The 23,233-nt window shown below is 27.9% G+C and carries 20 protein-coding genes; 5 read left to right on the forward strand and 15 right to left on the reverse strand.

Annotated features, from left to right (window positions below; all coding sequences use genetic code 11):
* Positions 1-294: 294 nt before the first annotated feature.
* From OW729_RS14090 to OW729_RS14120, 7 genes are all read right to left on the reverse strand, one after another.
* Entirely contained in the window at positions 295-480 is a 186-nt protein-coding gene (locus tag OW729_RS14090) for a DUF1858 domain-containing protein (protein ID WP_268062181.1), read from the reverse strand.
* Between the two features lie 122 nt (positions 481-602).
* Positions 603-1,523 carry a SufB/SufD family protein gene (locus OW729_RS14095; protein WP_268062182.1) on the reverse strand — a complete coding sequence of 307 codons (921 nt, stop codon included), beginning with the start codon at positions 1,521-1,523 and terminating at the stop codon, positions 603-605.
* Positions 1,524-1,528: 5 nt separating this feature from the next.
* Positions 1,529-2,260, reverse strand: a complete 732-nt coding sequence (locus OW729_RS14100) for an ABC transporter ATP-binding protein (protein WP_268062183.1) — start codon at positions 2,258-2,260, stop codon at positions 1,529-1,531.
* Positions 2,261-2,470: 210 nt separating this feature from the next.
* A complete protein-coding gene (locus OW729_RS14105; RefSeq protein ID WP_268062184.1) occupies positions 2,471-2,902 on the reverse strand; it encodes a SoxR reducing system RseC family protein in 432 nt (143 codons plus the stop codon).
* 151 nt (positions 2,903-3,053) lie between these two features.
* The gene (gene gdhA, locus OW729_RS14110; RefSeq protein WP_268062185.1) at positions 3,054-4,400 is read right to left on the reverse strand and encodes an NADP-specific glutamate dehydrogenase; all 1,347 of its coding nucleotides are present in this window, start codon (positions 4,398-4,400) and stop codon (positions 3,054-3,056) included.
* Positions 4,401-4,677: 277 nt separating this feature from the next.
* The gene (locus tag OW729_RS14115; RefSeq protein WP_268062186.1) at positions 4,678-5,622 is read right to left on the reverse strand and encodes an SPFH domain-containing protein; all 945 of its coding nucleotides are present in this window, start codon (positions 5,620-5,622) and stop codon (positions 4,678-4,680) included.
* A 26-nt stretch (positions 5,623-5,648) separates the two neighbouring features.
* Positions 5,649-6,074: an NfeD family protein gene (locus tag OW729_RS14120; protein WP_268062187.1), complete on the reverse strand. Its 426-nt coding sequence runs from the start codon at positions 6,072-6,074 to the stop codon at positions 5,649-5,651.
* A gap of 279 nt (positions 6,075-6,353) precedes the next feature.
* On the opposite strand from OW729_RS14120, the gene OW729_RS14125 reads away from it, so the two are divergent.
* The gene (locus OW729_RS14125) at positions 6,354-8,258 is read left to right on the forward strand and encodes an NAD(+) synthase (protein WP_268062188.1); all 1,905 of its coding nucleotides are present in this window, start codon (positions 6,354-6,356) and stop codon (positions 8,256-8,258) included.
* A 141-nt stretch (positions 8,259-8,399) separates the two neighbouring features.
* Here OW729_RS14125 and OW729_RS14130 read toward each other — a convergent pair whose 3' ends face one another.
* A complete protein-coding gene (locus tag OW729_RS14130) occupies positions 8,400-8,822 on the reverse strand; it encodes a YaaR family protein (RefSeq protein WP_268062189.1) in 423 nt (140 codons plus the stop codon).
* A 443-nt stretch (positions 8,823-9,265) separates the two neighbouring features.
* Between OW729_RS14130 and OW729_RS14135 the strand changes: the two genes are divergently transcribed.
* The 3 genes from OW729_RS14135 (at position 9,266) to OW729_RS14145 (ending at position 13,609) form a co-directional block, all read left to right on the forward strand.
* A complete protein-coding gene (locus tag OW729_RS14135) occupies positions 9,266-9,802 on the forward strand; it encodes a chromate transporter (RefSeq protein ID WP_268062190.1) in 537 nt (178 codons plus the stop codon).
* Positions 9,803-9,805: 3 nt separating this feature from the next.
* Positions 9,806-10,342, forward strand: coding sequence for a chromate transporter (locus OW729_RS14140; protein WP_268062191.1), 537 nt, complete (start codon positions 9,806-9,808; stop codon positions 10,340-10,342).
* Positions 10,343-11,002: 660 nt separating this feature from the next.
* Entirely contained in the window at positions 11,003-13,609 is a 2,607-nt protein-coding gene (locus OW729_RS14145; protein WP_268062192.1) for a calcium-translocating P-type ATPase, PMCA-type, read from the forward strand.
* Positions 13,610-13,814: 205 nt separating this feature from the next.
* Here the strand turns inward: OW729_RS14145 and OW729_RS14150 are convergent, their stop codons facing one another.
* Positions 13,815-15,566, reverse strand: coding sequence for a glycoside hydrolase family 10 protein (locus tag OW729_RS14150; protein ID WP_268062193.1), 1,752 nt, complete (start codon positions 15,564-15,566; stop codon positions 13,815-13,817).
* A 261-nt stretch (positions 15,567-15,827) separates the two neighbouring features.
* Here OW729_RS14150 and OW729_RS14155 point away from each other — a divergent pair, with 261 nt between their 5' ends.
* On the forward strand, positions 15,828-16,754 hold the full coding sequence (locus OW729_RS14155) for a hypothetical protein (RefSeq protein ID WP_268062194.1): 927 nt from the start codon (positions 15,828-15,830) through the stop codon (positions 16,752-16,754).
* Between the two features lie 205 nt (positions 16,755-16,959).
* On the opposite strand, the gene OW729_RS14160 is transcribed toward OW729_RS14155, so the two are convergent.
* The 6 genes from OW729_RS14160 to OW729_RS14185 form a co-directional block, all read right to left on the reverse strand.
* Positions 16,960-17,460 carry a gamma carbonic anhydrase family protein gene (locus tag OW729_RS14160; protein ID WP_268062195.1) on the reverse strand — a complete coding sequence of 167 codons (501 nt, stop codon included), beginning with the start codon at positions 17,458-17,460 and terminating at the stop codon, positions 16,960-16,962.
* Positions 17,461-17,708: 248 nt separating this feature from the next.
* The gene (locus OW729_RS14165; RefSeq protein ID WP_268062196.1) at positions 17,709-20,171 is read right to left on the reverse strand and encodes a YhgE/Pip domain-containing protein; all 2,463 of its coding nucleotides are present in this window, start codon (positions 20,169-20,171) and stop codon (positions 17,709-17,711) included.
* Positions 20,172-20,439: 268 nt separating this feature from the next.
* The gene (locus OW729_RS14170) at positions 20,440-20,709 is read right to left on the reverse strand and encodes a hypothetical protein (protein WP_268062197.1); all 270 of its coding nucleotides are present in this window, start codon (positions 20,707-20,709) and stop codon (positions 20,440-20,442) included.
* Between the two features lie 8 nt (positions 20,710-20,717).
* On the reverse strand, positions 20,718-21,002 hold the full coding sequence (locus OW729_RS14175) for a NifU family protein (RefSeq protein WP_268062198.1): 285 nt from the start codon (positions 21,000-21,002) through the stop codon (positions 20,718-20,720).
* A 216-nt stretch (positions 21,003-21,218) separates the two neighbouring features.
* Positions 21,219-22,586 (reverse strand): hypothetical protein, encoded by a 1,368-nt coding sequence (locus OW729_RS14180; RefSeq protein ID WP_268062199.1) that lies wholly within the window; start codon positions 22,584-22,586, stop codon positions 21,219-21,221.
* A gap of 142 nt (positions 22,587-22,728) precedes the next feature.
* A partial coding sequence (locus OW729_RS14185) for an acetyl-CoA hydrolase/transferase family protein (protein ID WP_326498381.1) occupies positions 22,729-23,233 on the reverse strand: 505 nt, incomplete at its 5' end.

A 23,233-nucleotide genomic window follows, 5' to 3' on the forward strand; every position in this document is an offset into this window, starting at 1 on the left:
AAAATAATCCTGCATTTATAATTAAGTTTTGCAGTTCCATTTACTTTTAGATTGTCACTGCATTAATTTCTGTTTTTTTTATATAAATTCCTTCTTTTGTTTAAATTTTTATACATTAATTATGATCTATAAAATACTTAAAACACCTCTTTACAAATGTTTTAAAATGCTATCCTTACTAAAAAAAACTGTCTCTAAACAGAAAATCAACACAATATATTGAACAATTTTTAAATTAGGATTTCAATATATTGTGTATGAAATTTATTTTGAGACAGTCCCTATTTTTTACACTTATTTGTTTAAAGCTTCTAATAAAGCATTTAAGTCTATTCCATGAACCATAGCTGCTTCTTCTATAGTTTCTCCTTGCGCTGATGGACATCCAACACATCCCATTCCAAAGTTCATTAAAATTTCTGCTTTAGACATATCCATTCTTATTATTTCACCTATTGTCATATCTTTAGTAATTTTCATATCCCTTTTCTCCTTTTTCAATTAAATAAATTCTTTTAATTATATACATGTATAAAGTATATTATAAATATATAATTCCCAAGAATTTAATTATAACTCTAGATTAACGCTAAAAACACATCTTATTTTAAAAATCCTTGAAGTATAGTTTCTTGAGCCTCTTCTTCAGTAAGTCCCAAAGACATTAACTTCATTATTTGATCAGATGCTATTTTACCTATTGCCGCTTCATGAATAAGTTCCGCATCTTCACAACTAGCACAAAGAGCTGGTACAGATGTTACAACCGCTTTGTCCATAATAATAGAATCACACTCTATATGACCTCTACTCTTATTTTTTCCATTTATCATAAAATTAAATGTTTGTTTTGATTCACCTTTTGCTACAGTACGTGATATAGTTTGGGCAGAGGCATCTTCTCCAATTAAATTTACAATTAAATTAGACTTTGCTTCCTGATTAAGTTCTGTAAAAATTCTTTCTGTTATAATTAGATGAGCATTTTTATGTAAATTTACTTCTAAATCTTTTTTACTGTCATCAACACCTTTTATTTGAACCAATTCCATTTCTAATGTTCCATTTTCTTCAACTTCTATAATGGTTTTTGTATGAAAAACTTTTCTTGATTCGCCTTCACTTTCTGCATAATGTTTTTCAACATACTTTACTTTACTTCCTTTTCTTACAAACAGATCATGAATACCTACATGTTCTGTTTTCTGAGCAGTACAGTTATGAATGCCACATCCTGCTACAATAGTTACATCTGAATTTTCACCTATATCAAATGTATTGTATACAGTATCAGTAATATCAGAATTTGAAATTATAACTGGAACATGAACACTTTCATTTTTAGTATCAGGACTTACTACAACATTAATTCCTGCCTTATCTTGTTTATTACTTATTGTAATTGTTTTAGAAGAAGTTCGGCTTATAGCTTTTCCATTGCTTCTTATATTATGAGCCCCTTTATATAAATCATCTAAATTATCTATTTCACTTAATACTTTTTCTTCGATTGAATTAACCATATTTACTACATTCTCCCCTCACATGTTTCACAATATTCACAGGCTACTTGGTCTTTTATCTCCTTTATAATTTCTTCTTTGCTGGTAGTTCTTTCTATACTTCCTTTTGATAAAACTATAACTTCATCAGCAATATCTATAATGCGTTCTTGGTGAGAAATTATAACAATTGTTGAATTATATTTCTTATGCATATTCTTAAAAGTTTCTACAAGTCTTTGGAAACTCCATAAATCAATTCCTGCTTCTGGTTCATCAAAAACAGCAAGTTTTAGTTCTCTAGCTAAAACTGAAGCTATCTCTATTCTTTTTAATTCTCCACCAGAAAGACTTCCATTAACTTCTCTATTTATATAATCTTTAGGACAAAGTCCCATATCAGCTAATAACTCTGTTATATCCACTTTTTCTTTATTATCTTTACTAGATAACTCTAATAATTCTTTAACTGTCATCCCTTTAAAATGAGGAGGCTGTTGAAAAGCATAACCAATTTTTTTTCTAGCCCTTTCTGTAATTCCTAATTCAGTAATATCTTCTCCATCTAAAAGAATTTTTCCATCTGTAGGATTATATATTCCCATTATAAGTTTGCATAAAGAAGACTTACCGCCCCCATTAGGACCTGTAATAACGTAAATTTTATTATCTTCTAATTTTAAGTTTATATCATGTAAAATAGTAACTTTATCATTTTGTTCTTCTACTTCTAGTGAAACATTTTGAAATTCTATCATTCCAAACTTCTCCTTACGTATTAATATTCTGTACATTAATTCCTAACAAATCAAGCCTAATATTATTAATAATATTACACTTATTTATATTACCATTATGTAATTATTCTTTCAATTATTTTGTATAATAAATTGTGTATTATTGACATATAACTTAAGTTAATTTCAAAATGAAAACTCCTGTGAATAATAAGCCACAGGAGTTTTTATTTAGTCGTTAATAATATCTATCATTTCCAAAATAATTTCCTTATTTTTAACTTTTTTCTTATTTACAATATTCAAAACTCCATATGATATTATTAAAAATACCATTCCCAATAGGAAACTAAATAGTTCATAATTAGAATAACCTATATCTTTAAATATTTTTAAACCTACTCCAATCCCTATAATCATCATGATTAAAGGAAACACATAAACTAAAGCAATCATCTTATTAAGAAATTTTTCTTCTATAGAAACTTTTACTTTATCTCCAACTTTACCATTTAAAATATTTTTCACCTCTACAGAAACCCCTTCTTTTGCTCCACAAGAAGATTTACATGTTGCACAATTATCACCACATCCAGATTTTCTTTTGAATTTTACCAAAGCATATTCTCCACTAATGCCTGTTATATATCCTATTTCAGTCATAAATTATCAACTCCTAATTAAAAGTGAATTTAATAGACATACATATACCCCTGCACCCTATATATTAAATTAAAAAGTAGATATTTGTCAAATAATTTAAGCTCATAAAAAAAGAGTATATTTTAAACTATACTCTTTTAATTCGAACGTTTTAAATTATACCTTGTGAATACATTGCATCAGCAACTTTTAGGAATCCAGCAATATTGGCCCCTATAACATAATTGTCTTCATAGCCATATGCCTTAGCACATCTTACTGAATTTTGGTATATATTTTTCATAATATCTTTTAATTTATTATCTACTTCCTCAAAGCTCCATGAATATCTTATACTATTTTGACTCATTTCTAGAGCTGAAACAGCAACTCCTCCAGCATTTGCTGCTTTTGCAGGTGCAAAAAGAACCTTGTTGTTTAAGAATATATCTACAGCTTCTAAAGTAGATGGCATATTAGCTCCTTCACCTACTGCTTTAACACCATTTTTAACTAGAACTTCTGCTTCTTCTTTACTTATCTCGTTTTGTGTAGCACATGGAAGAGCTACATCACACGGTATTGTCCATACACCTCTACATCCTTCATGATATTCAGCATTCTCATGCTTACTAACATATTCTTTAATTCTCTTTCTCTCTACTTCCTTTATTCTCTTAACAGTTTCTAATTTAATTCCATCTTTATCATATATATATCCATTAGAATCGCTACACGCAACAACTTTTCCACCTAATTCTTGAACTTTTTCTATGGCATAAATAGCTACATTACCTGAACCCGAAACTACTACTGTTTTTCCTTCCAATTTAATTCCTTTTCCTTTTAACATTTCATCAACAAAATAAACCAATCCATATCCTGTTGCTTCTTTTCTAGCAAGACTTCCACCATACGTCAATCCTTTTCCTGTTAAAACTCCCGCTTCATATGAACTTCTTAATTTTTTATAATATCCATATAAATATCCAATTTCACGTCCTCCAACTCCAATGTCACCTGCAGGTACATCAATATCCTGTCCTATATATTTATAAAGTTCTGACATAAAGCTTTGGCAAAATCTCATTATTTCTGCATCTGATTTTCCTTTTGGATCAAAATCAGAACCACCTTTACCTCCTCCTATTGGAAGACCAGTCAAGGAGTTTTTTAAAATCTGTTCGAATCCTAAAAATTTTATTATGCTTAAGTTTACAGTAGGATGAAATCTAAGTCCACCTTTGTAAGGTCCAATAGCATTATTAAACTGAACTCTAAATCCTCTATTCACTCTAACATTTCCATTATCATCTACCCATGGTACTCTGAAAATAAATTGTCTATCTGGTTCAACTATTCTTTCTAAGATTCCTTGCTGCACATATTCTGGATGTTTTTCAAAAACAGGTATTAATGAATGTATAACTTCTTTAACAGCTTGATGAAATTCTACTTCACCAGGATTTCTTTGTAAAACTTGTTCATATACTTTTTCTACATATTCTTTAGTATTCATGGTAATTACCCCCTACGATTTTTTTACCCCGTGTTCATAATGATACCATATTTTTTTTTAAAAATACATAGTTTTTTAAATAATTTTTTATAAAATCATGCATTTTTTTATTACTTTAATAAAATATATATGAAAAAATTGCGAATTCAGTATTTACTTCATTTTTAAATTAAAGCATCATTATGGTTCTTCATTAAATAACACAAAGTATATCAAAATACAAAAGCAGGTAACCCTTTTTAAAGTATTACCTGCCTTTATTATTTATATATTTTTATTATTTATTCTCTTTTTTTAACATTTCCCCTATAGCAGCTATACTACCTAAAGTAGATAAAGCCTCATTGGGAAGTATAAGTTTATTTGCTGGACTATTAGCCATTTCTTTAAGAGCTTCAACCTGTTTTAATGCAATAACAGTTTCATTTGTTCCTGATTCAATTATAGCTTTGTTTACTTGTTTAATTGCTTCTGCTTCTGCCTTTGCAACTATTTCAATAGCTTTAGCTTTACCTTCTGCTTCAAGAAGTTGAGATTCTCTAAGTCCTTCTGCACGTCTTATATTAGCCTCTTTTTCAGCTTCTGATTTAAGTATTGCTCCTTGTTTTTCTCCTTCTGCTCTTGCAATTTGACTTTGTTTATCACCTTCTGCTTGAAGAATTACAGCTCTTTTATCTCTCTCTGCTCTCATTTGTTTTTCCATAGCTTGTTGAATCTCAGATGGTGGAATTATATTTTTTATTTCAACAGAAAGAATTTTAATACCATAAGCATCAGTTATCTCATCTATTATCTCTAGGAGCTTAGAATTTATTCTATCTCTACCTGATAAAACTTCATCTAAACTCATTTCTCCAACTATATTTCTCATATTTGTTATAGTTGAATAGACTATACCTGATTTATAATCCTCTATATTATACACTGCTGCTTTTGGATCTAAAACCTTATAAAATATAACATTATCTATTGATATTTTAACATTATCTTTAGTTATAACACTTTGTGGCTGAATATCTAAAATCTGCTGTTTTGTTGAAATTTTACGTCTTACAAAATCAGCAAATGGTATTGTAAAATGCCATCCTGGTTGTAATGCTCTATGGTATTGACCAAATCTTTCCAAAATATAAATGTATCCAGTGTTTACTATCTTAATTGATGTTAATACTGCTAATAAAACTATAACTAACAATACAGTTAACAAAATTGTACCTACCATACTAAAAATCCCCTTCCATTAATTTATTATAATTTTTTAATAACTAATTTATTACCTTCTATTCCTAAAACTACAACCTTATCACCTTTATTTATATCTCCTCCTACGTTTTTAACTGTCCAATATAGTCCTTCAATTTTTGTTGTAGCTTTATTACCAATATTATCTTCACTAATAAATTCTTTTCCTATATATTCTTCTTCCATTGTTGGAGTTATTGGGACTGTATTTTTTATTGCTTTTTTAACTATTGGATAACCTACAGACATTAAGACTAAACTAGTAGCTATAAATGTAATAAGTTGAACTGAAAAAGGAAAATGTAATACTGTTAATATTATTGCGACTATTCCTCCTATTCCAAACCATACAAATAAAAAGCTACTTGTAAAAATATCTATTCCCATTGCCACAACCACTACTACTATCCATAATATTAACTCCGACCACATACCCTATATCCCCCTTTCACTATTTTATAAAAATCAATATAGCATTATTATATACCAACGCTCTAAAATTTAACATAGCATACAAAAATTTAAGAGTTTTATAAGATTTATTATACTCTTATACTATTTATAAATTAAATTCTTTTATATTTACTTAAATTTTGGTATCATGTTTTAATGAAAGCCGATTAATAATTGAAATATATTTTACTATATTTTTAATCATAAATACCTTTCAATGATATAAATTAAAATATTATAAACAGGAGTGTGAGTATAATGAATTTTATTAGAGTTGCAGCCGCATGCCCTATAACTAACGTAGCACATATAAACTTTAATATTGAAAATATAAAAGACTGTATAAATAAAGCTATAGAAAAAAATAGCAAGCTTATAGTGTTTCCTGAGCTTTCTCTGACCTCTTATACTTGTGGAGACCTCTTTTCACAACAACAATTATTAGAAAAATCTAACTTAGCATTAAAAAGGCTTTGTCTTTTTTCTAAAAATAAAGATATACTTATAGCTATTGGTGCCCCTTTAGTATATAAAAATTGCTTATATAACTGTGCCTATATAATATATAATGGTAATATACTTGGAATTGTTCCTAAAAGTCATATACCTAATTACTCAGAGTTCTATGAAAAAAGATGGTTTACTGAAGGTATAAATATAATTAGCAAAACAGCTTCTCTTCCTTTTCAAAAAAACATACCTTTTGGAGTAAATTTATTGTTTACTTGTGGTGACTTTAAATTTGGTTTTGAAGTGTGTGAAGATTTATGGACTGTTATACCACCTAGTTCATACTTAAGCCTCGCTGGAGCTAATATAATAGGAAACCTTTCAGCCTCTAACGAGCTTGTTAGTAAAGCTAAATATAGAAAATCATTGATTGAAAATCAAAGTGGAAGGAGTATTTCTTCATATATTTATTCTTCTTCTGGCGTATTTGAATCATCTACTGACTTAGTATTTAGCGGACACTTGCTTATAGCTGAAAATGGCTACATACTTGAAGAAAATGATAGATTTCAAAGAGAAAATCAAGTAATAACTCAATTAATAGATATTGATAAACTAAACAACGAACGTTTAAAAAACTTGAGTTTTAGATCTTATGAAAATTATTTACCTTTTGAAATTGAGGAAATACAATTTAATTTTTCTAATATATCTTTAAAAAACTTTGACAGATTTGTAGATAAACATCCTTTTGTACCTTCAAATGAAAATGAAAGATCAGAAAGATGCAAAGAAATATTTAATATACAATCTTCCGGACTTGCTAAAAGATTAACTCATACTGGAATTGATAAAACTGTAATTGGCATCTCTGGTGGACTTGATTCAACTTTAGCTTTACTTGTAACAATTAAAACATTTGACTTATTAAATATTCCTAGAGAAAATATAATAACCATAACAATGCCAGGCTTTGGTACTACAGATAGAACATATAATAATGCAATAAATTTGTGCAAAAAATTAGGTACAGACTTAAGAGAAATAAACATTGTAGATGCATGCCTTCAACATTTTAAAGATATAAATCATTCTGTAGAAAAGCATGATGTTACATATGAAAATGTTCAAGCAAGAGAAAGAACACAAATTCTTATGGACATTTCTAACAAAGAGGGTGGTCTTTTAGTTGGTACTGGAGATTTATCTGAATTAGCATTAGGTTGGGCAACTTATAATGGAGATCATATGTCTATGTATTCAGTAAATTGCTCTGTTCCTAAAACTTTAGTTAGATACTTAGTAAAATATGTAGCTGATACGGAAAGTTCAGAAGAAGTTTCAAAAATTCTTATTGATATTCTAGATACTCCAGTTAGTCCTGAACTTTTGCCTAAAGATAATGGTGGAGAAATTTCTCAAAAAACAGAAGACATAGTAGGACCTTATGAACTTCATGATTTCTTCTTATATTATTTTATAAGACAAGGAGCTACTCCTGAAAAAATTCTATTCTTAGCAAAACACGCCTTTAAGGATTGTTATGATAATGAAACTATAGAAAAATGGCTAGATAAATTCATAAAGCGTTTCTTTACTCAGCAATTTAAAAGATCAGCTTTACCTGATGGTCCAAAAGTAGGAACTATAAGTCTATCTCCTCGAGGAGATTGGAGAATGCCATCAGATGCTAGCTATGCTATTTGGAGATAATATCTAAGTATACTCTCCACAACAACTTAAAATATGCCTTAATAATGAAAAAGAGTTAGGCTAAAAATTTGATAGGTTTCTAGTCTAACTCTTATATTTCCACAAGGTTTCTCAAATCAATAATTAGCACAGTATTTAACTCTATTTATATATATCCACTATAAGCCCTGTTATTTCATCAATAGTAGCCGCTACATTTAAATTTTCCTTTTCCTCTCCTAAAAGCATTTTAGTAAGTTCTTCTAATTTTTCATCTATTGTTTCAACAGTTATAAAATATTGGGTTTGCCAAAAACTTATATCTTTTTTAACTCCATACATATGCGTAAGTACAGATTCTAAATATTCTCTTATCATTCTCTTATAGGCAGCTACATCACCATAACACTTAGTTATAACCAACCTATTACCTTTCTTCTTTATATCTTCAAGCATTTTTTTTAATTGTTCTTCAGATTTTTTTTGATTGGCAAAACTAAAACTTTGAGAAAAGTTTTTCTTACTTGCAACTACTTTTTTCTCAGATGTAACTGGAGTATTTCTTCCTAATGGTGTTATTTCCAAACCTATCACCTCCATAAAGTAAATTTTCGTTTAATGAAACTTTATTAATCACACCTAAATGTAGTTATATATTTCATAAACAATCATCATAATAGTATATAGACTTCTATGTGTATATCACCTAATTGAAAATATAATAATCACCATTTCTCATTAGAACAAATTTATTTATTAATATTATATATTAATTTTAAATAAAAACAAAGCACTCAATCATTAATATAGAATACTTCATTTTTGTTATCTAACAATACTTTCTATAACTTTATTAAATTCTATATTTAAATAGAAAAACATTAGTAATGTACTCCCTTATAACTTGTTTTAGTCAATAATAATGGCTACACAGCTATATAATTTACCAATTATCAAAGTTCCTCAAATAATGAATTTCTGCTATAATTTACATAGTAATCTATTTATCAATTATGCGAGGTGATTCAATGAAAAAGCTTTTAACTATGTTCATAACTTTTTTTAAGATAGGTGCATTTACATTTGGTGGTGGATATGCAATGATACCTCTTATCGAGGCCGAAGTCGTAGATAAACAAAATTGGATAGATAAAGAAGAGTTTTTGGACATTATTGTCATCTCTCAATCCTTTCCTGGAGCATTAGCTGTAAATTCTTCTGTTTTTATAGGTTATAAAATAGGTGGATTAATTGGTGCTGTATTGGCTTTAATGGGAGTTGTACTTCCTTCTTTTTTTATAATATTAATTGTAGCACATTTTTTCTTACAATTTAGAAATAATCACATAGTTGATTTACTTTTTAAAGGAATTTCTGCTGCAGTTCCTGTATTAGTTTTATCTGGTATAGATAAATTGGCAAAATCCTTAGATAAAAGTGTAGATAATTTAATTATACTAATTATATCTATAGTTGCAGTTACTATATTTAATATCCACCCTATTTTAATAATATCCTTCGCTGCAATTTATGGTATTCTATTTTTAAGAAAGAAGGTGGATTAATCAATGAAACTTTTAATAAAACTCTATGTTACTCTTTTTAAAATAGGAATGTTTAGTTTTGGTGGCGGACTAGCCATGATTCCATTTATAAAAAAAGAGATAGTAGATTCTAATCATTGGATTGATTTTTCTACCTTTAAAGACATAATAGGAATATCTCAAATGACTCCTGGACCTATAGCTATAAATGCGGCTACTTTTGTAGGATTCAAAGTAAGTGGTATAATGGGAAGTATTTTTGCAACATTAGGTGTTGTATCCTTCTCATTTATTTTAGTTTCTATTGCAACTCATTATATAATGAAATTTAAAGAATCTAAAATACTGAAATCTGCAATGTTAGGTATGAGACCTGCAGTTATAGGATTAATAACATCTGCTTTTTTACTTCTTGCTAAAAGTTCTTATACATTAAAAGATATAAAGAGTATAATATTAGGCGTAATTATAGGAGTATTATCATTTAAAACTAAAATACATCCTATCTTAATAATAATAATATCTGCAGTATTGGGAATATTTTTCTACGGAATTTTCTAAAACATTTCGTTATAGTGGGATTAAAATACAAAAATTTTATTATTACGAAAACTAATAGTGATTTTTTAATATGCGTTTAAATACATGATTTAATGAGGTTTTTTATATCTGATTAACTTGTAAACGCTATACATATAATGTGTAAACGCTTTTTCAGTTTATTTTAAACTATTATCAGTTTTTAATATTTAAATTCTCTATGATATACTTTATTTAAAGATAGTTAAGCGTTAGTAATTGACATTACTAATTAATAAATAAAATATAAATTTAATGGAGGTATTTAATATGTTACAAGGAGTTTACGCATTTATAGGATTGATTTTTTTAGCAGGAGTTGCATTAATTTCTTCAATTGACAATACAAATGAAAGTATTAAAACAAAATAGCAATGAAAAATAATATTACTAGTTTAACAATACATAAATTAATAATCTTGAAACATCTATAATTTGTACAGTAAGTCGTTAATGATTACTGTACAAATTTTATTTTTTTGTAACATTTTATTTAATAAGACAAATTTTCAATAGAATTTATCCTGCATCTTTTATATTTCTGAAATATTCTCTACTTTATATAATTAAAATAAAAACTTCTTGAAATATAACTAATAAACTTAGCACTTTAATAAAATAATATATAAGGAGGTGATTTATATGTTTTACTTAAAAAATATTCAAGATGTATTAACTGAATTAAATTCTAATTCAACAAATGGTTTATCTTCCGCTGAAGTAGAAAAACGTCAACAAGAATTTGGTTTTAATAAACTAGCTTCTGAAAAAAAACAAACATTATTTCAGCTTTTCTTATCCCAAATAAATGATGTTTTGATTTATATATTAATTGCTGCTGCAATCATTTCTGCTTTAGCAAACGAAGTTAGTGATTCTATTATAATATGCGTTGTAATATTACTTAATGCTGTAATCGGTATTGTACAAGAATCTAAGGCAGAACATTCTTTAGAAGCATTAAAAAACTTATCAACCCCAAAGGCTATTGTAAAACGAGATGGAGAGTTAAAGGAAATACCATCTGAAGAAGTTGTTCCTGGAGACATCGTAGTAATAGATGCTGGAAGATATATTCCTTGTGATCTTCGTCTTATAGAAAGTGCCAATTTAAAAATAGAAGAATCCGCTCTTACAGGTGAATCAGTTCCTGTAGATAAAGATGCTAATTTAGTATTAAAAGAAGATAAAGTTCCTTTAGGGGATCAAAAAAACATGGCTTTTATGTCAACTTTGGTAAGTAACGGAAGAGGTGTTGGCATCGCAGTTGGAACCGGTATGAATACAGAAATAGGTAAAGTTGCCTCTCTTCTTACAGAAAGTAAAAAAGAATTAACTCCACTTCAAAAAAAGTTAGAGCAGTTAGGAAAAGTGCTTGGGTTAGCTGCTGTTGGTATATGTGCTGTAATTTTCATTATTGGAATTATCCAGAAAAGAGACTTGTTTGAAATGTTTATAACTGCTATAAGTTTAGCCGTAGCCGCTGTCCCTGAAGGTCTTCCCGCCATTGTAACAATAGTACTTGCTTTAGGCGTTCAACGAATGATAAAACAAAACGCCATAATAAGAAAACTTCCTGCAGTTGAAACTTTAGGTTCTGTAAATATAATTTGCTCTGACAAAACAGGAACTTTAACACAAAATAAAATGACTGTTACTAAGTTTTTTGTACACAATTCGCTTGATAATATTGAAAATTTAGACATAAACAGCCCTGTTCAACAATTACTTCTTGAAAATTTAATATTATGTAATGATGCTACTTATTCTGAAAAAAGCAAAACAGGTGACCCAACAGAGATAGCACTTTTAGATGCAGGTATAAAATTTAACATATTTAAAGATGAACTTGAAAAAACACATTCTCGTATTAATGAAATTCCTTTTGATTCAGATAGGAAACTTATGACAACAGTAAATAAATTTGAAGAAGAATTTTACGTTATGACAAAAGGTGCAATAGATAACCTACTACCTTTATGTGACAATGTTTATATTAATGGAGAAGTTATCCCTATTAATGGTGAAATAAAAAAAATGTTTTCAGATGCAGCTTCTTCAATGTCTAAAGATGCTCTTAGAGTTCTAGGTGCTGCATATAAAAAGATTACAACACCTCATGTTGAAATAGATACTTTAGAAAAAGAACTTACTCTTATAGGACTAGTAGGTATGATAGATCCTCCTAGATTAGAAGTTAAAGATTCTATAGCTTTATGCAAAAAAGCTGGTATATCTGCTGTAATGATAACAGGTGATCATAAATCTACTGCTTTTGCTATAGCAAAAGCATTAGATATTACTCAAAATGAAGAAGACACTATATCTGGCGCAGAACTTGATACTTTATCTCAAGAAGACTTAAATAAAAGAATTGATACCTTAAAAGTTTTTGCTAGAGTTTCCCCAGAACATAAAGTTAAAATTGTCGAAGCCTTTAAGTCTAAAGGAAATATAGTTTCCATGACAGGTGATGGGGTAAATGATGCGCCTTCTCTCAAAATAGCTGATATTGGAGTAGCTATGGGAATAACAGGTACAGATGTTGCAAAAGGTGCATCAGATATGATACTAACAGATGATAATTTTTCTACCATAGTATCTGCCATTGAAGAAGGAAGAAATATATATAATAATATAAAAAAATCAGTATTATTTTTGCTCTCCTGTAATATTGGAGAATTAATTGCTATATTTATTGCAATAATTTTAGGATGGTCTTCTCCTTTAAGATCAATACACATATTATGGATAAATTTAGTCACAGATTCTCTCCCTGCACTAGCTTTAGGTATTGACCCTATGGATGAATCTGTTATGGATGAAGATTCTAGGAGTCCTAAAGAAAGTATTTTATCAGACTCAATACAATTCTTAGTGTTTAATGCAATTTTAATTGGTGCTTTAACATTGATAGCTTTTAGAATAGGTTTCACCCGCTACTCTGATTCACTGCTTCACGCTCAAACAATGGCTTTTATGGTTATGAGTATAAGTGAATTAATACATTCTTTAAATATGAGGAATAGAGATAAATCAATATTTAAAATAGGATTATTCTCAAATAAACTTCTAATAATATCAATCTTATTAGGAATATTACTTCAAAATATAATATTATTTATTCCTGCTCTTAGAAGTATTTTTAAAGTATATCTTCTTAATGCTTATGATTGGATGTGGGTAATTATCTTAAGCCTTATACCTTTACTAATAAATGAATTAGTAAAATTATTTAAAAGAAACTAAAAGAATTAAAAGGAACTGTGGCATTAAAAAATTTACATACAATATACTGTTTTGAAAGTTTAAATTTAATACAATATATTGTAGGATTTATTATTAGTGCCACAGCCACTTTTCCTTATCATTCTTCATTCATATATTTTTTCTTATATCCTTAGCTTGTACACTTTAGATTATAGTTTATGAAAACTAACAGAAGTGAACTCTTCTAATTTAAAAAAGATTCAATAGTGTTCTTGGATATAAATACTTTCTGTTTCTCTATCTTTTCAGTATTGTATTGTTTCTTATACCATTTTTCCATTTTAACCTTATCTCCTAAATATTCACCTTCTTTTGGAGCAGTTGGGTCAATTAAAATTTTGGAGGTAGTGTTAAATAAAAATAGTCCATCAGCACCTTTTTTATATACATCATAAGCTCTAGATAAATATTGATTTATATCTAAATATTCTTTTTTATGAACATAAAGGCCTTTTTTTATTAATTCCTCTTCTTCTTTAGTTAAATCATGTCCTTTGACATCAGCAGCAATACCAATGTATAACTTTACTTTTGTCCCTTTTACCATATTAACATAAGGAGTTATATCAAAAAAATCTTCAATTGTAATATTAGAAGGAACTAATCTATCTATATATCCATTTCTAACCCATGTTTTTATATCAAATCCATAAGAAAGAGTATCTTTATATGGTATTCTTACTGTAATAGTCTTATTAGTAGGTATTTCATTTCGTACTTCTTTCATAAATTGATTCATTATTTTAATCTTATCTCCTTGTTTCACTTCTTTACTCATAACTGTAGGATATCTACAAAAGTCTAAAGTTACACCACTTACATTTTCAAAGGAAGCTGCTTCTTTAAGTATATTTTTTACATAAGTTCTAAACTGAGGGTATTTATAATTCATAAGTTCTTGATGTGGTTGAAGATAACTAACATACTTATTATAAACTATTCCATTCAAGAAACCATATTTTCCAGGAGGATAGAAAGCGTTCATTCTAAGAGAAGCATTAACTTTTACACCTAGTTTTTTTCCTTCCTCCGCTATAATTTCTATAGGAGATTTTCCTGACTTTAAAATATTTGAAAGTTGCTCTATTGCAAGCTTATCCCCATCTCTTAATTGATTATCATACTTATGATCGTAATCAAAAGCTTTTCCAGCATATTTACTATTATAATTAAGCATGCAAGTAGTTCCTAAACACCAATTTATCTCTCCAACACCTTTTTGAGCCAATCTTCTTACCGTTCTTTCTTTTAGAGTTTCTTCATCAGGATAAATTCCTGAGAAAAAGTCAGAATATCCATCAAAATCATAAAGAATTCTTTTGCCATTATCCCCTTCATCTTGTTTAGTATATTCATTTATTTCTTGTGAGGTTAATCCAACTAATTTTATATACGCTATTCGTGTTTTATTATGAGGTACTATCTGAATAGTATCTTTATTAAAATTGCAAGTAAATACCTTTTTTTCATATATAAATTGTTCGCCATATAACTTATTATTATCTTGGTTACTTTCATTGAAAGTATATGAAACGTCATCTAAACGATTTTCTTTCTTTATCGTAAAATTGCTTGTTCCAGAAGCATAGCCCACATAAACTTTAAACCATCCATTAAGTTTTAAAGGTAATCTTAGTGTTTCAGAAGAATTAGTACTATCAATTATAATTCCTTTTTTCTTATCTTTTTCATATATGGATATATTCCATCTAGAATCTAAAGCTTCTTCATTATTATAATAGCCAATCATTTTATGCATTCTTCTAAATAAATATGTTTTACCAGGTTTTGAAACTACTGTTTCACCTTCTTTTAAATATATTATATCTTCTTTTTTATTTGCATTCATTTCTACTGCATAAATGTTAATTGAAAATACAAATGTAAACAGAATTATACTTAATATAGCAATTTTAATAAAACTCTTATTTTTCATTTCTTCCTCCATATTTTTATATTTTTTACTCTTTATTTCTACTTGGTATAGAAAATTATAACATAAAAAATACTAAAAATGTCATATAAGGTGGTTTATTTGTTATAATAGAATTTTTTTCATATACTTATTTTAGAAATTATTATATAATAATTCTTATATTAATAATAATTTAATAAATGTCAAAATTTAAAAATATATAACTCCATGTAAGTTTTAAATTTATAATTATGCACTTTGCTAAATTGGAAGGATGATGGTATGTTTAAAAAAAGCTTTACATCAATAGCAACTATAACAGCAACTGTATTATTATTTCTATGTACAAGTGTTAAAGCAACAACCTTTACTGATAATACAATTGTAGATACAAATAAAAAATGGATGATAAATTTTAACAAAGAGATTATATTTGACGATCTATCAAGGAAAAGTATTAATGTAATTGATAGTGAAGGTAATTTAGCTCCGGTAGTTTTAAAATTAGGACAAAATAATAAAAATATTATAGTAGATGCTCCAATAGGTGGATATAAAGAAGGGGAAATGTATAAGCTAATTATTGACAATAAAGTACATTCTAAAAACAATAAGCATTTAAAACAAACAGTTACATTAAAATTCAGCATAAAAAAACCAGTTATAAGTGATAAAACGGATGTAACTAACAAGTTTAGTGATGTGAATTTTAAAAATAATATATATGATATCATAAGAAAAAATAGTTCAAAACCAATACTTTATTCTGATATAAAAGATATAACTTCTTTAGACTTAAACAATGAGAATATAAAAAATTTAAGCGGAATTGAGTATTTTACTTCTTTAACTAATTTAGATTGTAGTAATAATCAACTAACATCTCTAGATTTAAGTAAGAATACCGCTTTAATTAGTTTAGTGTGTAATAGTAATAATTTATCAAACTTAAATGTAAGTAAGAATGTTGTTTTAACTGAATTAATGTGTAATAATAATAAACTAAAAATACTAGATATAAGTAAAAATACTAAGCTAGATACATTAGATTGTAGAAAAAATAATTTATCAAATCTAAATATAAGTAATAATAGCTCTTTATGTATATTATTTTGTGATCATAATGAACTAGAAAATATAGATATAAGTAAAAATTCTAATTTAGATATATTTGATTGTGATGAAGCTATTTCTAAGGAATATAAATAGATTTATGTGCTTTAGAATACCAACATCAAATAAATATTACTAGAAAAACTAATTTCTAGTAATATTTATTTGAGTATAACACATACTAATAATAGTCATTTATGTCTAATTATAGTATGTGTTATAAATCTTTTAATATACATGGTAAAATAATCAAACTAATCTGTTTACTTGTGTAACAATAGTCATATATTGACTATAAATTTTATTTATAGCCTTTTGAAAGCCCTACATAAGTTTCACAATTACTTCTTATATACTCCATATCCTTCTCTGTTAATTCCCTAACTACTCTAGCAGGTGACCCAACACATAAAACTCCTGAAGGTATTTTTTTACCTCCTGTAACTAAACTTCCTGCTCCTATAATTGTATTGTCTCCTATCTCTGCTCCATCTAAAATAATACTTCCCATTCCTATTAAACAATTTTCTCCTACCTTACATGCATGAATAACACAATTATGGCCTATACTTGTATTTTGACCTATTTCAGTAGGATATTTTGATGACGTATGCACAGTAGAATTATCTTGAACATTTACCCTTTTGCCTACAATAATTTTATTTTCATCTGCTCTTAGAACTGCCCCAAACCACACACTAGCTTCTTCTAATACTTCAACATCTCCTATTAAATCTGAACTTTTTGCTACAAAAGCAGTTTCATTTATGTTTGGAATTTTATCATTAAATTTGTAATTCATATTCATCATCCTCCGTTAAGATATACATTAATATTATAACCAAAATTCACTATGAATCAAATAAATAAAGGATCTAGTATAGGTTTTCATTTATACCTATATACTAAATCCTTTGTTTTTGAAAGTTTTTTTAAAATTACATTGAAAAATATTTTAATGGCATTTTTCATTATTTTATATTTGAGTAAATTTCATAATTTAAAAATTATATAATTATAGTAATTTTCTCATTTACTAAATAATTTTTTCTAAGATGCTAGCTTTTCTTCTAAAGTTTCTGAAATAGCTTGTCCTTTTTTATTAAATATCATATTTACCATCATAAACACTAAAGCAAATATAATTAACATGCTTATATCTTTTATAACTAATGAATAATTAATACTAGTTGCAGAAAGTACCTCTCTTATCATTTGAACACAATAAGTGAATGGCAAAAATCCACTTATGTTTTTGAAAAATTCTGGTAAAGTTTCAATTGGAAATGTTCCTGCATCTGAACAAAGTTGAAGTACCAATACTATTATAGCTAATCCTTCTCCTGCTAATCCTAATAAGCTTGTAAAACATTGAATTATAGCTACAAAGCAAAGAGACATAAATACATTTATTACAAATAACATAGGTATGTTAGATGGCTTTATTCCTAAACCTAATACTACAACCCCTAATGCTATAGCTTGTATTATACCTAATATTGCATAAGTAAAGTAACTTCCTAACACCCTCTCAGCACTATTATACTCTTCTGCATTATCTCTTTTACTTTTAAGAACAAAGAACATGAATACAGCTCCTAACCAAGATGAAATAGGTAAAAAATATGGTGCTAAACCTGTTCCATAATTCGGCACAGGATTTATAACATTTTCATTAACTTTAATAGGCTCCCCTACAAACTCACCAAGTTCTTTACTAGGCGTGCTTACATTTTTATTTACCTTATCAATACCATCATTTAATCCATCATTCAATTCTTCAGTACCAGATTGTAATTTTCCCATACCCTTTGATATTTCTTCTGACCCTTTAAATAATTTTGAGATTCCATTTGTCAAAACAGGTATAGTTTCATTAAACTTACTCATTCCATCTTTCATATTAGTAGTACCATTTCCAAGAGTATCTACTCCCTGAACCATTGTTGTAGAACCATTATACAGTTCTCCTACACCGTTGTTCAATCTTTGTGAACCTTTATTTAACTCTTGCAGTCCAGTCTGTAATTGTGCTGTTCCTGGAGCTACTTGAAAATTCATTGTATTAGAAACTTGTTTAACACCATTAGTTACTCCTTTAGTTGCAGGTAATACCTGATCATTTACTGTTGATGCTAATGTACCCACCCCTTTAGTAATTGATGCTGAAGCTGGTACAAGAGCTTTATCAATACTTATAGATAATCCATCTGTTCCCTGTTTTAAATTATCTATACCATCCTTAAAAGTAGGCTTGCTTGGATCTTTAGAATTTTGACTTGTATTATATTTTAAAGCATTTATTATATACTCTACTTGAACCAATGTTTCACTATTAGGATTTGCTTTATAAGCCTGAAAAGCCCTATCTAAACTATCAACACTAGCTGATAAAGTTTTATTTCCTTCATATATTTTATTCACAGCTTCTACTAACCCTTCATCTCCATTAACACCTTTATTTAATGTATTAATACCGTTATTAAGAGAAATCATACCTTCTTTAAGTCCTAAAGGGTTTCCATTTTGATCTTTTGCTTGTGTATTTATTACATTGTTTAGACTTGTAACCCCATTTTCTAACGCTAAAGCTCCATTCTTTAATCCTAATGGTTTGTCATTTTTATCTTTTTCTTCTGTATTTAATGCATTATTTAATTTTAAAATTCCTTCATATAAACTATCTATACCATTAGAAGCTTTAAGTATTCCTTCACTTAATTCATTACTTCCAACTTCAGCAATTTTTAATCCTTGTGATAGATTCACTGAACCGCTTTTTAATCCTGATGGATCATTTATACCCTTTTCCATAGATATCATACCATCATATAATCTTTTAAATCCACTAGCTAATTCAGGCATATTGCTATTTATTTTGCTTATACCATTATTCAACTGATTAGCTCCATCTTTAAGCTTATTCTCTCCATCTAATAGCTTTTGAGAACCATCTACTGCATCTCCCATTCCGTCTCTCATCTCATATATGCTTTTAAAAGCAGCCTCACCATATGCTTTTGAAATATTTTTCTTTATTTTTTCCTTAACTTCTCCTTGAACTGCTTTTGAAATTTTTGAACCTATATAGTTCTTCTTATCATTTGAAACATATTCTATTACTGGCTGTACAGCCTTACCTTTTTTCGCATCTACAATTTTCTCTGAAAAATTTTCTGAAATAAAAAATGCAGCAAAATATTTATCATTGCTTAATCCATCTTTTGCTTCTTCAGAAGATATAAATTCAAAACCTACCTCCTTATTATCTTTTAAATTATTAATAATTTCATTTCCGTAGTTATGCTTCTGACCATCTTCATACACACCTTTATCTTGGTTAACTATAGCAATTGGATAACTATCTAGATTACCATAAGGATCCCAATAAGCTTTCAGATAGAAAAAGCTATAAAGTAGAGGAATAATTATTATAGCTATAAGTGCGACTATTTTAATTTTGTTGTTAAAAATAGCTTTAAATTCTTCTTTTGTAAATTTAAAAATCTTCATTTGTTTAATTTTATCCGCCTTTCTTTTTGTATTTATGACTACGAGTCATTATTTATATATAAATATACATATTTTTATTTATTTTTTCAATAGTTTTTTATTATATTTTAAAAAAATTAATATTCATCTAATACTTTTTAAAAATAAAGTCATATATTGTAATATTTACAAAAATTGTAAAGTTAATTTTAGTAGAATACTAATAATCTACAACAGATATTAAAAACTATTGGCATAAAAAAATGGATGATATCATATCATCCATTTTTCATTTATTTACATTATTTAATAAGTCTAGTACTTTATTATAATTATCTTGTGAAACAACAACAATTTTACCATATTTACCCTTTAAATTATCATGATTAACACAGGCACTAGTACACCCACATAAAATTAATACAACATCATAAAAGTTATCTTCTGATGCCCCTTGTATATCTAAATCAAATTTAACTTCATTCTTTAATTTATCTATAAAGGAAGTTCTATCATACCTTGGGTTGCACCCACCACAATATTTAACTCCTACTTTCATGAAATCACCTATTGTTTTTTATCTTTATTTAAAATTTTTCTAGCCATATCCAATAATTCCTCACTTACTTCATGAATTGCTATAACTTCTTTTATTTCAGGTATTTCTTCTTTTAGTGCTGTTTCTACAACATGTTCAAGAGTATATTTTGCTGATGGACACCCACTACATTGACCTAAAAGCTTAACTTTTACTACTCCATCTTTTACCTCTAGAAGTTTAATATCTCCATTATGACTTTGAAGTGAAGGTTTTACTTTTTTATTAAGAATATCTTCTACTTTATGAAACATGTTTCCTCTCCATTTCTGTAAAAGGACTACTAATCCCTTATAGTTTTATTATATCTTTTTCTTCATACTATCAAAAATACTATAAGTTTTCAAGATTCTTTTAGTTAAATTCTTATATTAATCTACACTTAAAAACTTGTTAATTTAGCATAATTTGAAAAACATTTTTAACTATAATAAACTCATCTATTTGAACAACTTCTTATTCAAATAAAATTATTCTACTTCCTTTGTTTCTTCAAAAATATAATTATCCAAATTAGGTTTATTACCCAATTGAATTAATAAGCAAAGTATTATTCCTGTTGCAAGTCCCCAAGCTGCTCCTCTAGTTGCAAGAACTGCAGCCATAATACCAGCAATACCAAGGTCATTAAAAGTACGTGACTTCATAACTCCAACTCTTACAGAGACATATCCTTGAATAAGCATTGTGCAGGCAAGTGCAATTCCTAAAATTGGCTTACAAAGAGAAACTATAGGTAATAAAAGATAACCTGTTAATGTTCCAAAACGAAAAGAACCTGCACCACCACTTATACTATCCATTGCCTCTCTTCCTTTTTTATATCTTTCACATATAACAACCTGCATAGCTGCCCATAATGGTCCACACATAGTTAAATCTGGTCCTATAATTGACATAATAGTATTACGTAATCCAAATATTATATGAGTTCTATTTGCATTATAATCTATCTTTTCATCTGGTCTTACTTTTTCAGCATCTTCTAATAAAGCATTAGCCTGAATCATGTCTCCAAATAATACTATATAAGCTGATAATACCATAGGAATGGATTTTATAAACATACTTAATGGTGGAAAGCCCATTCCAAATACAGTCCATTCTTTCCATAGAGTTCCAAATTCTGGTTTTGTTATTCCCCATTCCATATGAGGCCAAGGTGTCTCTCCTGCTAAAGGTCCAACTATAACAGCTAATAAAATTACTGGTAATATACCTAAATCAGATACTATTTTTAAAATTTTATTGTTTTCTCTTATACTTCTAAAATGATTAGAAAATAATAGGTAAAAACCTATACCTACACAAATAACTATTGATATAGGAAATTTATCAAAACGTGCGCCCTTTACAAAGATAACGTTTACAGCGGCAATTCCAGCACCTAATATAATTCCTGATTGCATAGCATTAGGGACTATGGAGACTATTTTCTTTCCTAAACCTGTAATACCTAAAATAATTGCTAATATACCTAATGTTAACTCAAATGCAATTAATGCATGCATCCTTTCAATTCCCATTTGGAATTGACTTATATGAAGCATAAGAAGTGGTATAGCTGGAGTTACCCATCCCGGAACTACTGGATCTCCTAAAAATACATGTGCACAATAAAGTATACCATTTAGAAGTACTATTGCCATAGCTATTTCAAAAGGCATTCCTAAGTACTCCTGCAACATTGGAATAGCGCCTAAACATACAGCACACATAAACAAACCTTGTATATAATCTGCCCACTCAAATTTATAATGTACAAAAGGAATTCGAATCTTAAACGGTCCTGCTGGTATATATGGTTGTTCTTTTCCATATTCTCTCTTAATCGCCATAATAATATTCTCCTTTCCATAACATACTGTGAATAAGTATATCATTGCTTATAAATGTGTTATTATTTATAAGCAATAATATATTTATCTTTTTATATTGTTAATATTTTAACATTTTATACAAATAAAAATCCTGTATATTTTAAAACTTATTATTGAATCTCTCTTCAAATTGTTCTATTAATGATTGTCTAAAATCTGGATGAGCTATATTTATTAATGCTCTTGCTCTTTCTTTTAATGTTTTACCCTTTAATTGTGCAATTCCATATTCTGTAACAATGTAATCCACATCATTTCTTGATGTTGTTACTACTGCCCCTTCATCTAAGTTAGGAACTATTCTAGATATCTTTCCTCTTGCAGCTGTTGAAGGCATAGCTATTATACATTTTCCACCTTTAGACATAGTAGCTCCTCTTACAAAATCTACTTGTCCTCCAACTCCACTAATTTGCTTACTTCCTATACTTTCTGAGCATACTTGTCCCATAAAGTCAACTTGAACACATGAATTAATTGATATTAAATTATCATTCTTAGATACTACTACTGGATCATTTACATAATCAACAGGATACATTTCTACCATAGGATTGTTATTTACAAAATTATATAGTCTTTTAGTTCCCATAAGGAATGTTACT

This window comes from Clostridium brassicae, from assembly GCF_026738875.1.
Taxonomy (GTDB): Bacteria; Bacillota; Clostridia; order Clostridiales; family Clostridiaceae; genus Clostridium_H; species Clostridium_H brassicae.